13 protein-coding genes and 1 tRNA gene are annotated in these 14,352 nt (G+C 45.4%); 7 read left to right on the top strand and 7 right to left on the bottom strand.

What is annotated here, in order from left to right; genetic code table 11:
* Positions 1–196: 196 nt before the first annotated feature.
* From HMPREF3034_RS08295 to fucI, 3 genes are all read right to left on the bottom strand, one after another.
* Entirely contained in the window at positions 197–1,669 is a 1,473-nt protein-coding gene (locus HMPREF3034_RS08295; RefSeq protein WP_062434742.1) for a rhamnulokinase, read from the bottom strand.
* The gene (fucP, locus tag HMPREF3034_RS08300) at positions 1,657–2,979 is read right to left on the bottom strand and encodes an L-fucose:H+ symporter permease (RefSeq protein ID WP_062434745.1); all 1,323 of its coding nucleotides are present in this window, start codon (positions 2,977–2,979) and stop codon (positions 1,657–1,659) included. Before fucP ends, HMPREF3034_RS08295 begins: the two co-directional genes overlap by 13 nt.
* Positions 2,980–3,049: 70 nt before the next feature.
* Positions 3,050–4,828, bottom strand: a complete 1,779-nt coding sequence (fucI, locus tag HMPREF3034_RS08305) for an L-fucose isomerase (RefSeq protein ID WP_062434747.1) — start codon at positions 4,826–4,828, stop codon at positions 3,050–3,052.
* Between the two features lie 279 nt (positions 4,829–5,107).
* Here fucI and HMPREF3034_RS08310 point away from each other — a divergent pair, with 279 nt between their 5' ends.
* Positions 5,108–6,013, top strand: coding sequence for a helix-turn-helix transcriptional regulator (locus HMPREF3034_RS08310; protein ID WP_062434749.1), 906 nt, complete (start codon positions 5,108–5,110; stop codon positions 6,011–6,013).
* A 24-nt stretch (positions 6,014–6,037) separates the two neighbouring features.
* Here the strand turns inward: HMPREF3034_RS08310 and HMPREF3034_RS08315 are convergent, their stop codons facing one another.
* The gene (locus HMPREF3034_RS08315) at positions 6,038–6,853 is read right to left on the bottom strand and encodes a carboxylesterase family protein (RefSeq protein WP_062434752.1); all 816 of its coding nucleotides are present in this window, start codon (positions 6,851–6,853) and stop codon (positions 6,038–6,040) included.
* Positions 6,854–7,162: 309 nt separating this feature from the next.
* Positions 7,163–7,891 carry a DNA repair protein RecO gene (locus HMPREF3034_RS08320; protein WP_036896141.1) on the bottom strand — a complete coding sequence of 243 codons (729 nt, stop codon included), beginning with the start codon at positions 7,889–7,891 and terminating at the stop codon, positions 7,163–7,165.
* 118 nt (positions 7,892–8,009) lie between these two features.
* Here HMPREF3034_RS08320 and HMPREF3034_RS12645 point away from each other — a divergent pair.
* From HMPREF3034_RS12645 to HMPREF3034_RS08340, 5 genes are all read left to right on the top strand, one after another.
* Positions 8,010–8,081, top strand: a tRNA-Glu gene (locus tag HMPREF3034_RS12645).
* A gap of 27 nt (positions 8,082–8,108) precedes the next feature.
* On the top strand, positions 8,109–8,363 hold the full coding sequence (rpsT, locus tag HMPREF3034_RS08325) for a 30S ribosomal protein S20 (protein WP_036896142.1): 255 nt from the start codon (positions 8,109–8,111) through the stop codon (positions 8,361–8,363).
* Positions 8,364–8,489: 126 nt separating this feature from the next.
* Positions 8,490–10,460 (top strand): DNA topoisomerase (ATP-hydrolyzing) subunit B, encoded by a 1,971-nt coding sequence (gyrB, locus tag HMPREF3034_RS08330; RefSeq protein ID WP_036896144.1) that lies wholly within the window; start codon positions 8,490–8,492, stop codon positions 10,458–10,460.
* Positions 10,461–10,645: 185 nt separating this feature from the next.
* Positions 10,646–11,566, top strand: a complete 921-nt coding sequence (locus HMPREF3034_RS08335) for an alpha-L-rhamnosidase N-terminal domain-containing protein (protein WP_156431083.1) — start codon at positions 10,646–10,648, stop codon at positions 11,564–11,566.
* A 70-nt stretch (positions 11,567–11,636) separates the two neighbouring features.
* Entirely contained in the window at positions 11,637–12,515 is an 879-nt protein-coding gene (locus HMPREF3034_RS08340) for a helix-turn-helix domain-containing protein (protein ID WP_062434755.1), read from the top strand.
* On the opposite strand, the gene HMPREF3034_RS08345 is transcribed toward HMPREF3034_RS08340, so the two are convergent.
* The gene (locus HMPREF3034_RS08345; protein WP_036896198.1) at positions 12,510–13,100 is read right to left on the bottom strand and encodes a DUF3109 family protein; all 591 of its coding nucleotides are present in this window, start codon (positions 13,098–13,100) and stop codon (positions 12,510–12,512) included. The two genes, HMPREF3034_RS08340 and HMPREF3034_RS08345, sit on opposite strands and share 6 nt — an antisense overlap.
* 5 nt (positions 13,101–13,105) lie before the next feature.
* Positions 13,106–13,771, bottom strand: a complete 666-nt coding sequence (ung, locus tag HMPREF3034_RS08350; protein WP_036896148.1) for a uracil-DNA glycosylase — start codon at positions 13,769–13,771, stop codon at positions 13,106–13,108.
* Positions 13,772–13,855: 84 nt separating this feature from the next.
* Here ung and HMPREF3034_RS08355 point away from each other — a divergent pair, with 84 nt between their 5' ends.
* Positions 13,856–14,104: a hypothetical protein gene (locus tag HMPREF3034_RS08355; RefSeq protein WP_036896150.1), complete on the top strand. Its 249-nt coding sequence runs from the start codon at positions 13,856–13,858 to the stop codon at positions 14,102–14,104.
* Positions 14,105–14,352: the final 248 nt, after the last annotated feature.

A 14,352-nucleotide genomic window follows, 5' to 3' on the forward strand; every position in this document is an offset into this window, starting at 1 on the left:
ACTGTTTTGTACAATCTATTTCTCTGCCCGTAAACTCACACACTTAAACTCCATCTTGTTCACTTGTCAACTCGTATACTTTAAACTTAGATAACTGCAAGGGCTCCGCAGCATTGCTGCAAAGGGCAAACAAAAACGCTGCAAAGCCCAAACAGTCATGCTGAAAAGACTTTGCAGCGCCATCAAATAAACTTTTTTACGCCCTACATATCTGTAGATAGCGTGCAAAAGCATTATCCCAAACGGTTCGGTCTTGCGGTTCAAATCGCTTCGGGCTGGTATTTTGCCCGATAACACGGCGCATATCCCACACGTCTTTCACCATCCCAGCCGCCTTGGCTTGTAGCATGATGTTGCCAATGGCGGTGGCTTCTTGCGGTCCGGCAAGCACGGTGATACCACAACTATTGGCTGTAAATTGGCTCATACAATCGTTGATCGACCCTCCACCAATAATATGTAGTACGTCAATCTGTACTGGCGACAGCCGCTTCAGCGTGCCTAAGACCTCTCGATAACGCAAAGCGAGCGATTCAAAGATGCAGCGACAGAACTCGGCAGCAGTCTGTGGAACTGGCTGCCCGGTCTTCCGACAATAATTACAAATGGCTTCCGTCATGCTACGAGGATTGGTAAACGAAGCGTCATCGGGGTCAATGATGCTTCTAAAAGGCTCTGCCTGCATCGCTTCAGCTATCAGTTCACCATGCGACTTCCTCTCTGAGAACTCTTTCCGGCAACGCTCGTAAATCCACATACCACAGATATTCTTCAAGAAGAGAGTCGTGTTATCTACCCCACCCTCATTGGTCATATTCTCGGAATAGCTCTCATTGCTTATCAACGGATGCGACAACTCCACGCCCATCAGACTCCATGTACCGCTACTCAAGTAGGCGAAGTTGGCATCAGAAGCCGGAACGGCAGCCACAGCCGAGGCTGTATCATGTCCGGCAACAGCCACTACCGGAATGTCACCAATACCTGTTATCTGCTTGATTTCTTCGGTTACAGAACCTATAATGGTTCCGGGAATCACCATCCGACCAAACTGCGACCGCTTCAGACCAACACTTTCGAGCAGCCGTTCGTTTAAATCGTGCTTGTAAGGATCGAGTATCTGCGATGTCGAAGCCTCTGTATACTCGCATACCGCCTGTCCCGTGAGCATATAACTCAAAGCATCAGGCATAAAAAGTATCTTATCGGCCACAGCCAAAGCAGTGTTTTGAGCCTTCCGCATGGCGTGTAATTGGAACAAAGAATTGAATGCCATGAGCTGGATACCAGTGAGTCGATACACTTCGTCGCGCTCCATGACATTGGCAAAATAGTCGTCCATCATGCCGACAGTATGCGGATCACGATACGACAGAGGGTTACGTAACAGCGCACCATCGCTACCTACAAGAGCAAAATCGCATCCCCACGTGTCGATACCGATGCTCTGAATTTCGTAACCTTGTTCCACTGCCAGTTTCAACGCAGTGATAATCTGATTATAGAGGGCGTAGATGTCCCAATAAAAGTGTCCTCCGGTTTGAATGATAGGGTTCTCGAAGCGCGTAAGTTCTTGCATGGTAAGGTGGTCACCTTCCAACGCACCCAATACCGTTCGGCCACTCGTGGCACCCAAATCAACTGCAAATATGCGCTTTAATTTCTCCATGTGGCTTTCGTTGCTTGATACATTCGCACTCCATACGTGATGATAACAAGGAAGCAAATGAGTGGTAAGACGAATGAAATATTTACGGCCGGCATGCCAAAGATGGTGCCCAAGTCGATAATAGAAGCCTGTAAAGGCGGTAAAACACTTCCTCCAAGAATAGACATTATCAATCCTGCCGCACCAAACTTAGCATCATCGCCGAGTCCTTGCAACGCTATACCGTAGATAGTAGGGAACATAAGCGACATGCAGGCAGAGATACCAACGAGACAGTACAAGCCTTTGATGTCTTGGAAGAAAATGACTCCGAAAGTCAACGCCGTGGCAACGGTCGACAAGATGGCCAACAGTTTACCGGCATTGATATACTTGAGGAAGAAAGTACAGATGAACCGACTACAGCAGAAGATAGCCATGGCAATGATGTTGTAGCGCTGTGACAACACTTCGGCAGCCTGTTCGGTCATCCCCTCACCCACCAATACGCGTGTACCGTATTGGATAACGAAAGTCCAACACATGATTTGGGCACCTACATAGAAGAATTGCGCAATAACACCTTCGCGATAATGCTTGATGGAGAAGATACGCTTCAGGGTCGGAACGAAGTTAATATCGTGTTGTCGGTCGCCACCTTTCGGCATCTTTGTGAAGAAGATGACCAAGAACATCACCACAATGACCATCCCAATGACAAAATAGGGAGTAATAAGAACCGATAAGTCATATTCTTTCACAGCCTCGAATTCAGCCGGAGAGAGAGTAGCACGCGTGGCTGTATCCATGGGATTAAGCTTAGCTTGAATGAAAGCCATCGCAGTAAACATACCACACAACGAGCCCATTGGATTGAACGACTGCGCTAGATTCAAGCGTCTTGTGGCCGTAGCTTCCGTTCCCATCGAGAGAATATAGGGATTGGAACTGGTCTCCAAGAACGATAATCCGCACGTCATGATAAAGTATGCTATCAAGAAAGGATAGTAAGCACCCGTCAACTTAGCCGGGAAAAAGAGCAAAGCGCCGGCCGCATAGAGGCCAAGTCCCATGAGTACCCCACTCTTATACGAGTACTTGCGGATGAAAATAGCCGCAGGAAACGCCATTGCAAAGTATCCGCCATAGAACGCAACCTGCACCAATGCACCGTCGGTGACGCTCATTCGGAATATCTTAGAGAATGCTTTCACCATCGGATTGGTAATATCATTGGCGAAACCCCATAGGGCAAAGCACGAAGTGATGAGGATAAAAGGAATGAGATAGCTCACTCCGTCCTTAGAAAGGATTGATTCTTTGCTTTTCATTCATCAGGTTTTAAAGTGTCGAATAGAAATAGTTATCCCCCTTACCGATAGCAAGGGGGATAGCGTCATATTAATAAATAGGGCCAAAATTCTGACAAGCACGGTAGTCAGCACCCTCTTTATCCATACCAAATGCATTCCATGCCGACGGACGGAATATCTTTTCGTCGGCTACATTATGCATACATACAGGAATACGAAGGATAGAACAGAGCGTGATAATGTCTGCACCGATGTGACCATAAGCGATGGCACCGTGGTTAGCTCCCCATGTATTCATCACAGAATAAACGTCCTTAAAGGCATCTTTGGTTGCATCGAGACGTGGAACGAACCATGTAGTAGGCCATGTACGGTCGGTACGGCCATCGAGGATAGCATTGATTTCGGGATCAAGATCTACCGTCCAACCCTCAGCCAACTGTAAAACAGGACCCAATCCCATCACTCTGTTCACACGAATCATAGTCATTGGCATGCCACCACGAGTGAGGAAGTTAGACGAAAAACCACCTCCGCGGAAGTAATTGCGGTCGGCCGGATACCAAGTAGTGGCATTCAAACAAGCCTCAACCTCTGCATCGGTCAACTCCCAGTGGTGCTTCATCGTAGGATTACCCTCGCTATCGCTCACTGCTCCTGTCGCATCGAGCGTGGTAGCACCTGAATTGATTAAGTGTATAAATCCTCCTGCAGCTGCTCCTGTAGGCTTCTTGCCTGCCACCCGCTCCACAGCTTCGGGACTCCAATAGGTACGAATGTCTGAGAACATCACACCCTTATTGGTCAGCAAGTGACCGAAAAGCATTGCTATACCGTTCAAAGAGTCATTTTCGGTAGCCAAGACACCTGCCTCACGCGTACCGTTCCAGTCGAAAGAAGAGCAAACCAACGACTCAGGGAAGTCGAAATTTGGCTTATAGTCGGTCCACTGGCGCTGTCCTTGAACACCTGCCAAGATAGCATTATGACCTAAAGCCTCTTCCTTGAAGCCCAGTTCCTTCAGTCGAGGATTACCATGCATCAAGTCTTTAGTGATGAGCATACACTTCACTGTGAACTCCCAATCCTTGTCAAGTTCCTCTCTACTCTTCTGTTTACCATTACGTTCGATGTTCCAGTCGTGTCCTTCCTTAGGCATACAATATTTCTTTGTCCATGCCATAGCCTTCTCAAACTCTTCCGGATCGTATATTCCTTCGTCGATACGACGCATTACTTCCACCATATCTACATACTCCGTACGCAGTCCAAGATACTTCTGCATGAAGTCAGGATCTACGATTGAGCCGGCAATACCCATACAAGTGGTACCCATAGAGAGGTAGCTCTTACCGCGCATGGTAGCAACTGCCTGTGCTGCACGGGCAAAACGCAGAATCTTCTCAGCCACGTCTGCAGGGATAGTATTATCGTCCAAGTCTTGTACATCGTGTCCGTAGATACCGAAAGCGGGTAATCCTTTCTGTGCATGAGCGGCCAATACGGCAGCTAGATATACGGCTCCCGGACGCTCGGTACCATTGAATCCCCACACAGCCTTGGGATAATAAGGATTCATATCCATCGTTTCCGAACCATAGCACCAGCAAGATGTGACGGTAATCGTAGCACCGACACCCTCACGCTCGAACTTTTCGGCACAAGCAGCCGACTCAGCTACGCGTCCAATCGTACTATCGGCTATCACACATTCCACGTGACTTCCGTCGCCATTGTAAACATGTGAACTGATTAACTCGGCCACGGCTTTGGCCAAACTCATTGTTTTCTCTTCGAGACTTTCGCGTACTCCGCCTTGGCGGCCGTCGATTGTTGGTCTGATACCAATCTTAGGATAGTTTGTCATAGGTTTTGTTATTGTTTGACAGCGCTTTCGGCATCTCGCAACTTACTTCTGATCGCGCCATGTCCATCACACTGTCGATATTAGAATTAGTTATTTTGTTTATTTAAAAGATTCTTTAGGAGTGTCCTTCCATCAAGAAGTCGGACTTCTTCAATCCTTTAGCAAAGGTACTATTTTTATCTTTTAGAGAGAAGTAAACAATGAAAATATTCAGTTCTTTTTATAGTTTAACACTATTATAAAAAAACTTTGTATATTTGCTAAGCTAACCAATAGAAGATGGAGAAATTATCAAAGGAACTCAAACTCATGTTGCTCATGACCGATGGGCACGACTATACTGCTGCAGAGTTGTGCAAACAAATAGGCACAACACGCCGACAACTCTATAATTACTTGAAGTTTTTCCGCGAAAACGAGTTCATCGTGGTTCATGAAAACAGCCATTACCGACTGGATACCGACTCACCTTTCTTTCAAGAGATAGCACGGTCGGTCAACTTCTCCGACACCGAAGCTACCTTCATGCACCACCTGCTGGAAGCTGCCGACGCCAAAAATCCTGTCGTAGGCATCCTCAAACGCAAGTTGGAACGCTTCTACCATCTCCGTTTCTATACCGATACCCGCTTTAAAGCCCACACCATCGACATACTCAACAAGTTACGCGATGCCATAAACCATCGTCAAACGGTCTGCCTCAAAGACTATTCGTCACCCCACAGTCGCAGTGTTTCCGACCGTGTAGTAGAGCCTTACATGTTCTTAAACGACAATCTGGACGTGCGGTGTTACGAACTCAAGAGCCATACCAACAAGACTTTCAAACTTTCGCGCATCGGTGACGTGGAAACATACGACGCACCTTGGATTCACACAGAGCGTCACCGCCAGCTCTTTACCGATATCTTCATGTTCAGTAGTGAGCAACGCCTACCCATCTGTCTGCGTATGGGGCAACTCTCCCACAACCTGATGATAGAGGAATATCCAGCTTCCACCGACGCGTTCACACCCGATGACTCAGAGCATTGGCTGCTAAACATTGACGTGGCAAGCTATGTGGGTATCGGAAGATTCGTACTTGGACTCTACGACGATATAGAAGTATTAGGTGAAGAAGAATTCAAAAACTACATCCAACAGAAAATTCTGACCATGAATGCTTCTGCTATCCTACAATAATACTAACTATATTCTCACTCCAAATCACTCCTTATCATAGTCTTCCGACAGCATTCGGAGCTCTTGATACGTCGTATTGATGTCTTCACGAGTAATGTCGAACGACCTGTCCACACCTCTTGGCTTGTCTTTCAACGTATGAGAGAAAAGCCAATCATACGTCTTCTGCAAATAGAAAATACGCGCCAATAGTCCGTGAGAGCCTCCTGCTATCCAGTCGTAACGTAGCAAATGGTCGTTACCGGCACTCTGTAAACTCTCCACAACCTTCTTCGACTCCCTCACATTCACCGCTCTATCAGCCGTACCGTGCATGATCCAAAGCGGCACACGCCCCATTCCTTGCACGTCGTGTAGCGTCGTTCCGCCACATAAAGCCATCGCTGCGGCCACCTTTTCAGGATAAGTACCCACAAAATCAAGCGTACCATAGCCGCCCAAACTCATACCCAAGACAAACACGCGCGACGCATCGACGGGATAATTCTTCTCCATCCACTCCAACAAATCGTTGAGTTTACGCGGATTCCACGACCCTCCCGGATTCTGAGGGGCTACCACAAAGGCAGGAATTATTTTACCTTTCTCTAGCGCATCCAGCGTTCCGTAGCGACGCACACGGTCGAGATTGTTGCCACACAAGCTTGCCCCATGCAAAAAGAGCACCACTGGGAGCGCGTGTCCATGGGGCTCATACTCTTCAGGAGTATACAACCAAAAGTTGTATCCCCCATCAATGACGTTACGCTTTGCTTCTATCTTTCCCGCTTTCTTAGCCGATACTCCCAACGAAAACAAAACCATCAAGAACAATATATATAGGTGTCTCGTTTTTCTCATGACCACAAATATAAAGATAAGTTATCAAGTAGACAACTCTCTCCACCTCTCCATTGACATTATTTATACACTCTCCGTCCTCGTTGTAGTTTTTTCACGGAAATAAAAAGTCATCAGTCCCGCCCCCGTCCATTACCTTCCGTCTCTACTATTGCCTACCTTTATTCCCAAAACTTTGTTAACTTGTTTACTCGTTAACTAGTCTACTTGTCATCCAGCCTAATAATAAACTTTTAAATAGTCTCCCTCCCCCCTTTGGGGAGGGTGGGGTGGGGCTATAGAGGGTAAAGATAAGGCTTTTACTCCCCATTATTCATCGAACAAACTCTCCAACACACTGAGCGATTTCAATTCGGGAAATCCGGGAGTATGCAGTCGATAGTATAATAATATAAGGTGTAGACATCGACTACGCTCACTACGCGACATGGCAAAAAGGTGCATATTCTCATAATTCATACGCATTAGCAAGGTGATACGCGAGGTCTCTTCGGCAGACAGATAGTCGGAATGGAGCGGAATGGTGAACAGAAAGCGACTTTCGCGAAGGTCGAAGAGGCTGCCCGGTACATAGTCGTCGAGATTGGGGAAGAATCCGATGAAGCGACTCAGACGCATGGTAAAGACCAAATGAAAGTTGGCAAACGACGCCGGACAAAGGTCGAGCCACGACATACTGGAACGTAAATAGTTATAAAGAGCGGGATTTTCTTGCTCCCCACGAGTGGCATATAACAGGAATTCGGCAATAAACAGCGCCACCGTAGACTTATAAGGATTGAACGGGATGGATGAATAAGGAATATCTACACGCACATCGTGCAAAGAAAACAAGGAACCACGAGCTTTGTCATCGAACTCAATAGCAAGGAGTGTGAGCGGTTGGAAAAGTTGCTTCTTAAACTTTCCACGCCCCGAAAGCGACAAACTACAAACCAAAGAGATACGCCCCTGCCATTCAGAGAACACATCGACAATTATTTTAGTGTCTCTGAATTTGAACGCGCGAAGTACGATAGCCCTTGTTTTGATGAGCATAATGAGACAAAGGTAGTGCAAAAACGCGAAAAAACGCGGCTTTTATTAAAATTTCTTCACGAATATTTGGCGGAATAAGAAAAAGTGTCTAACTTTGCACCCGCAAATTAAACGCGATGGTCCCTTCGTCTATCGGTTAGGACGAGAGATTTTCATTCTCTAAAGAGGAGTTCGACTCTCCTAGGGACTACAATAAGAAATAAAAGAAAAAGTAAAGATGGCAAATCACAAATCATCCATTAAGAGAATCCGTCAGACAAAGACAAGAACTCTTCATAACAAATATTACGCAAAGACCATGCGTAATGCAGTGCGTAAATTACGCGCAATGACAGATAAGGATGCAGCTGCCCAGTTGTACCCATCTGTACAGAAAATGCTGGACAAATTAGCCAAGACCAACATTATTCACAAGAATAAGGCAGCTAACTTGAAGTCAAGTTTGGCTTTGCATATTAGTAAATTAGGATAATATTCCGATTTACAAGTAAGTAAGGGCGCATTCTTCAAAGAATGCGCCCTTACTTTTTTTGACACTAAATATTTCTGTTTTTCACGGCAATTTTGTATCTTTGCAGAAATATTACTAATCGAGAAAATGGCAGAAAATCTAAATGCCGAGGCTAATTATTCAGCTTCGAATATCCAAGTTCTAGAAGGACTGGAGGCTGTGCGTAAGCGCCCGGCCATGTATATCGGCGACATTAGTGAAAAAGGATTGCACCACTTGGTCAACGAAACAGTGGACAACTCTATCGACGAAGCTATGGCCGGATACTGTACAGACATTGAAGTAACCATTAACCAAGATAATTCTATCACTGTACAAGATAACGGTCGTGGTATCCCTGTAGACATGCACGCCAAGTTGCATAAGTCGGCTTTGGAGGTCGTTATGACCGTATTGCACGCCGGTGGTAAGTTTGATAAGGGTTCATATAAGGTCAGCGGTGGTCTGCATGGTGTAGGTGTGAGTTGCGTGAACGCACTCTCGTCTCACATGATGTCTCAGGTATTCCGCGACGGAAAGATTTATCAGCAGGAATACGAGAAAGGAAAGCCCCTCTATCCAGTTAAGGTTGTGGGCGAAACAGAGCTTCGTGGTACACGCCAACAGTTCTGGCCAGATCCTGCTATCTTCACAACGACTACCTATCGTTGGGACATCATCGCATCGCGTATGCGCGAATTGGCCTACCTGAATGCAGGTATCCGCATCACATTGAGAGACCTTCGCGCTGACGAGGAAGGCAAGACACGCGAGGAAGTATTCCATGCCAAAGACGGATTGAAGGAGTTTGTGCGCTACGTAGACCGTCATCGTACCCACCTGTTCGACGATGTTATCTATCTCAAAACAGAGAAACAAGGCATCCCTATCGAGGTAGCTGTGATGTATAACACAGACTATTCGGAGAACATCCACTCATACGTGAACAACATCAACACCATAGAGGGTGGTACACACTTGACTGGTTTCCGCGCAGCATTGACTCGTACATTGAAGTCGTACGCTGATTCGGAGCCGACCATATCCAAGCAAATAGAGAAAGCCAAGATAGAAATTGCGGGCGAAGACTTCCGCGAAGGTTTGACAGCCGTTATCTCTATCAAAGTGGCAGAGCCTCAGTTCGAGGGTCAGACCAAGACCAAGTTGGGTAACAGTGAGGTTTCCGGAGCCGTTCAACAGGCTGTGGGCGAAGCGCTGGCAAACTATTTGGAAGAGCATCCTAACGAAGCGAAGAAGATTTGCGAGAAGGTAGTATTGGCCGCTACGGCACGTATTGCAGCCCGCAAGGCTCGTGAGAGCGTTCAGCGCAAGAGCGTAATGAGTGGCGGTGGACTGCCCGGAAAGCTGGCCGACTGCTCTAACAAAGATCCAAAGAGCAGCGAGATATTCCTAGTCGAGGGTGATTCAGCAGGTGGTTCGGCTAAGCAGGGACGCGATCGTTATACACAAGCCATCCTACCCTTGCGTGGTAAGATTCTGAATGTTGAGAAAGTACAGTGGCATCGCGTATTTGAAGCCGAATCTGTAATGAATATCATCCAAAGTATCGGTGTACGTTTTGGTGTAGAGGGCGAAGATGATCGCGAGGCAAACATCGACAAGTTGCGCTACGACAAGATTATTATCATGACCGACGCCGACGTCGATGGCTCACACATCGACACACTGATTATGACGCTCTTCTATCGTTTCATGCCGAAAGTCATCGAAGAAGGACATCTTTACATCGCTACTCCGCCTCTCTATAAATGTTCATACAAGAACAAGAATAGTGAATATTGCTATACAGAACAGCAACGACAGGCTTATTTCGACAAGTATGCTACCGGTCCGGACGATAAGAATATCCATACCCAACGCTACAAAGGTTTGGGTGAGATGAATCCCGAACAGCTTTGGGAAACAACAATGGATCCAACTACTCGCTTGCTCAAGCAGGTAACGATAGAGAATGCAGCCGACGCAGACGAGATATTCTCGATGCTCATGGGCGACGATGTAGAACCTCGTAGAGAATTTATTGAGAAGAATGCTACGTACGCTAACATCGACGCATAATACTGTACACGTACATATAATATAAAAGAAGGAGAGCATCATTTGCTCTCCTTCTTGCATTTCGATGTGATTTTTTATATCTTTGCAAACGGAAACCTAATCGCTAAACACCTCATGAAGAAATATATATCGCTGTTCTTTGCGGTTGGTATTGATACCTTGGTTATAAAACAAAGCGATACCAGATGAGGAAGTGGATGCTATTTGCAACTTTATGCTACTTCCTTGCAATCTCGGCACAGGACTTCGGAATGCAATGGATGTCGGCTTCTCAGGCAGACAAAGCCGACATGGTATGGTTTCGACATACCTACTCGCTCCACGAACGCCCCACACAAGCTTCTATCAGCATTGCTACCACAGGGTATTTTCGGCTTTATGTCAATGGTTACGATGTATCTACTGCTTATCGTTTACCTTATCGGGAGAAAGGAGATACGGGCAGTATAGGACATATTTTCGATGTCACCCGATTCTTACAAGCGGGAGATAATATCATCGCCGTATACTGTTCACCCCTCGCCTATGACCTTGATAGGGCTCTGTTTGCCTTTCGTTTTGATGGAAAATGGGTCAATGGGCAGCGTTTTAGTTACGATGGAAGCGAGGGATGGTTATGTCGTAGCGCTTCATTTTCACTCATGCCCGATGGTCGACAAGTACAAAATGGATTGTCAGAGGAATATACTTACTCCACAGCCGACGAGTCATTAGCTTGCTGGTATCCTGCCACCATGATTCCATCTCCACAGAATCGATCTACCCGATGGCACCAATCATTCTATCAAGAAGAAGTTGTTGCAGAAGAAATACGGCCGCTATATTTCAATGTAGAGGGCGATTCGGTATTTTATGAGTTTGGAACAGGCTTTCAAGGCTATGTCCGCGTCACGCTCAGAGATGCCATACCAGGCGAATGTATCTATATAAATGGTTCCCAATATATCTGTAGTGGACAAATGGATGAGCAGATATTCCAACGCCTACAGATAACAAATTGCCGACAAGTATGTATCAGCGGAGACACCAATTTTCGTCGGTCACAGATACAAAAAATAGAGGGTATCGGCATCAAAAGCCGTTGGCATGAAGATTGGAACTATTAAAAATATTGATAAAACACTTTTTCTTCAATGTTATTTTGTATCTTTGTGAAATCAAGTAATATCATGAAGTATGGAGAGTAAACGCCTAGAAGAAATCACTATCCCATCTGTTAAAAAGCTATACCAAGGAAGTCATATAGAAGATGACATACTCCTAGTAGACGATCTAGCCAATATCCCATTCCCCAATGAGCCTCGCCGAATGCATTGTTTGTTCATGGCACTGTGTACAAAAGGGGTAGCTCACTATACCATTGATACGGTTGCCCACACCGTTCAAGTAAACGATGTCATCATCGTAAGTGAAGGTCAGGTGGCAAACAACTACGTATTGAGCGATGATTTTAAAGCCATAGCCATTGTATTGTCCTACGAGTTCTTCTACGAAATCGTTGCTAACATTCGTGAGCTATCCTATCTATACCTCTTTGCACGTAACCATCCGGTCTTCCACTTGAGACAAGACGAAGCCCAAACACTACATAATTACTTCAATATTATCAAGCGTAAGGTAGAAAACAAGGAACATCAATTCCGTCGCGAGACCACTAAATCAATGCTAACAACAATGATTTACGACATCAGCAACGTGATTTATCACCTTCAAACATCACCTAATAATCGCCAACCACGTGCCAACGAGATTTTCAGCGACTTCATTAAACTTGTAGAACAACATTATCGAAAGGAGCGACGGGTAAGTTGGTACAGCAATCAGATGTACATTACGCCCAAGTATCTCTCTGAAGTTATCAAACAAGTAAGCCATCGTACACCCAACGAATGGATTGACCAATACGTTGTTTTAGAAATTCGTGTATTGCTGAAGAATACAATGAAGAGCATTAGAGAGATTGCCGAAGAGATGAATTTCAACAATCAGAGCTTCTTCGGTAAGTACTTTAAAGAGCATGTAGGTTTGTCCCCTACAGAGTATCGAAAGTCATAAGCCCAACAACTGTTCGGCTACTGCGCACAATTCCTTGTACCAGTCCTCACCAAACCGACGTATCAATGGTTCTTTTAAGAACCGGTATATCGGCAAGTCAAGCGCTTTACCTTTGGCAACAGCATCCTTACACACTTCCCAACGATGGTAGTTTAGTCCTACAGTACCATCGTTGAAAGTCTTTTCACGTATAGGATAAAGTGCACAAGAGATGGGTTTCACGAATCGCGTAGTCCCTTTTCTATAGGCACGTTCCAATGCACAGAGGCACGTACCGTTCTCATAACATGTAAATACACAATCTTTTCCCCCAACAATGCTTGTCACCAAGTCGCCATCACGGTCGCTATAAGCCACTCCTTGACGGTCTATTACCGACTGAGCCGAGGCAGATAAGTCGTTCCAAACAGTATCCAACGAGTCTTCTATGCCCCCTATCTCGTCTAAAGTCACTGGTGCTCCGGCATCACCTTCAATGCAACAGATACCTTTACACTTCTCTAAATCACAGCAAAACTTCTCTGTCAGGATGTCGGGAGATACCAATACATCCCCTATTTGTATAATATGTAATTCGTTATCCATGCTTTTTACCATTGTATAGGTGCGATACCATGCTCTTGAAGATAAGCATTACACCGCGAGAAATGATGATTCCCGAACCACCCACCACGATTAGCGGAGAGCGGAGAGGGATGTACCGACTCCAACACAAAGTGACGCGAACGGTCTATCAGCGACACTTTGCTACGTGCATATCCACCCCAAAGAATGAAAACCAAATGTTCTCTATCACGATTCAAGGCCTGAATCACAGCATCGGTAAACGTTTCCCATCCTCTACGCTGATGACTTCCGGCAGCATGGGCACGCACTGTAAGCGTAGCATTCAGCAACAATACGCCTTGTTCTGCCCATCGTGTGAGGTTTCCCGAAGACGGAACAGGGCACCCTAAATCCAATTCTATCTCCTTAAAGATATTCTGCAAAGACGGCGGAAACGGCACTCCATCGTTCACAGAGAAGCTGAGTCCATGCGCCTGACCGTATTCGTGATACGGATCTTGACCAATAATGACCACCTTCACCTTGTCGAATGGGCACAAATTAAAGGCATTAAAAATAAATCGTCCCAGCGGAAAACAAGTGCCTTGAGCATATTCCTGCCGAACAAAATCAGTCAGATGCGAGAAATAAGGCTTCTCGAATTCCTCACCAACATGCGTTTTCCACGACTCTTCTATCTTTACATTCATCGCATTTCTTTTGTCCACAAAGTTACTAAAAATATTTGCTGCACCAATAAAGAAGCATTATCTTTGCCTGCAAAGAGGAAGACTATGGACAAGTCATTAGAATTACAGCAATCGATTTTACACGATGTTGCATCCTTATTTGGAAATACGGATGCACTCAATAAATTGCACAAGTACCTTAACAAACTAAAAAGAGAGGAGAAACAGGAAATGAGTAAAGCTGAGAAAAAAGAAATTCTAGATGATATTAGAGATGGATTAAGAGAGATGAAATTAGTAAAAAAAGGCAAAAGTACCAGTCGACCATTAGCTTCTTTATTGAAAGAATTATAGCATAGAAACTATTATTCCCTTTGATAAGCAGTTAAAACGGCTTGCCAAAAAGTACAGAAACATCAAAGAGGATTTATTAAATCTCGAACGTTCCTTACTATCCAATCCTACTCAAGGAGTAGATTTAGGAAATGGAATTCGCAAAATCAGAATGCAAATTTGTGATAAGGGGAGAGGCAAAAGCCATGGGGTACGCATCATAACCTACACTACTATCGAGACCTCTGCAAAACCTTCATTTATAGAGA

Origin of the sequence: Prevotella sp. DNF00663, assembly GCF_001553265.1 — a bacterium.
In the GTDB taxonomy this organism is placed as follows: domain Bacteria; phylum Bacteroidota; class Bacteroidia; order Bacteroidales; family Bacteroidaceae; genus Prevotella.

Excerpts from the sequence above, each read along its gene's own strand:
- HMPREF3034_RS08310 (WP_062434749.1), top strand. The coding sequence starts at position 5,108 with ATGGAGAAATTATCAAAGGAACTCAAACTCATGTTGCTCATGACCGAT.
- gyrB (WP_036896144.1), top strand. The coding sequence starts at position 8,490 with ATGGCAGAAAATCTAAATGCCGAGGCTAATTATTCAGCTTCGAATATC.
- rpsT (WP_036896142.1), top strand. The coding sequence starts at position 8,109 with ATGGCAAATCACAAATCATCCATTAAGAGAATCCGTCAGACAAAGACA.
- ung (WP_036896148.1), bottom strand. The coding sequence starts at position 13,771 with ATGAATGTAAAGATAGAAGAGTCGTGGAAAACGCATGTTGGTGAGGAA.
- HMPREF3034_RS08340 (WP_062434755.1), top strand. The coding sequence starts at position 11,637 with ATGGAGAGTAAACGCCTAGAAGAAATCACTATCCCATCTGTTAAAAAG.
- HMPREF3034_RS08335 (WP_156431083.1), top strand. The coding sequence starts at position 10,646 with ATGAGGAAGTGGATGCTATTTGCAACTTTATGCTACTTCCTTGCAATC.
- fucI (WP_062434747.1), bottom strand. The coding sequence starts at position 4,828 with ATGACAAACTATCCTAAGATTGGTATCAGACCAACAATCGACGGCCGC.
- HMPREF3034_RS08295 (WP_062434742.1), bottom strand. The coding sequence starts at position 1,669 with ATGGAGAAATTAAAGCGCATATTTGCAGTTGATTTGGGTGCCACGAGT.
- HMPREF3034_RS08345 (WP_036896198.1), bottom strand. The coding sequence starts at position 13,100 with ATGGATAACGAATTACATATTATACAAATAGGGGATGTATTGGTATCT.
- fucP (WP_062434745.1), bottom strand. The coding sequence starts at position 2,979 with ATGAAAAGCAAAGAATCAATCCTTTCTAAGGACGGAGTGAGCTATCTC.
- HMPREF3034_RS08355 (WP_036896150.1), top strand. The coding sequence starts at position 13,856 with ATGGACAAGTCATTAGAATTACAGCAATCGATTTTACACGATGTTGCA.
- HMPREF3034_RS08320 (WP_036896141.1), bottom strand. The coding sequence starts at position 7,891 with ATGCTCATCAAAACAAGGGCTATCGTACTTCGCGCGTTCAAATTCAGA.
- HMPREF3034_RS08315 (WP_062434752.1), bottom strand. The coding sequence starts at position 6,853 with ATGAGAAAAACGAGACACCTATATATATTGTTCTTGATGGTTTTGTTT.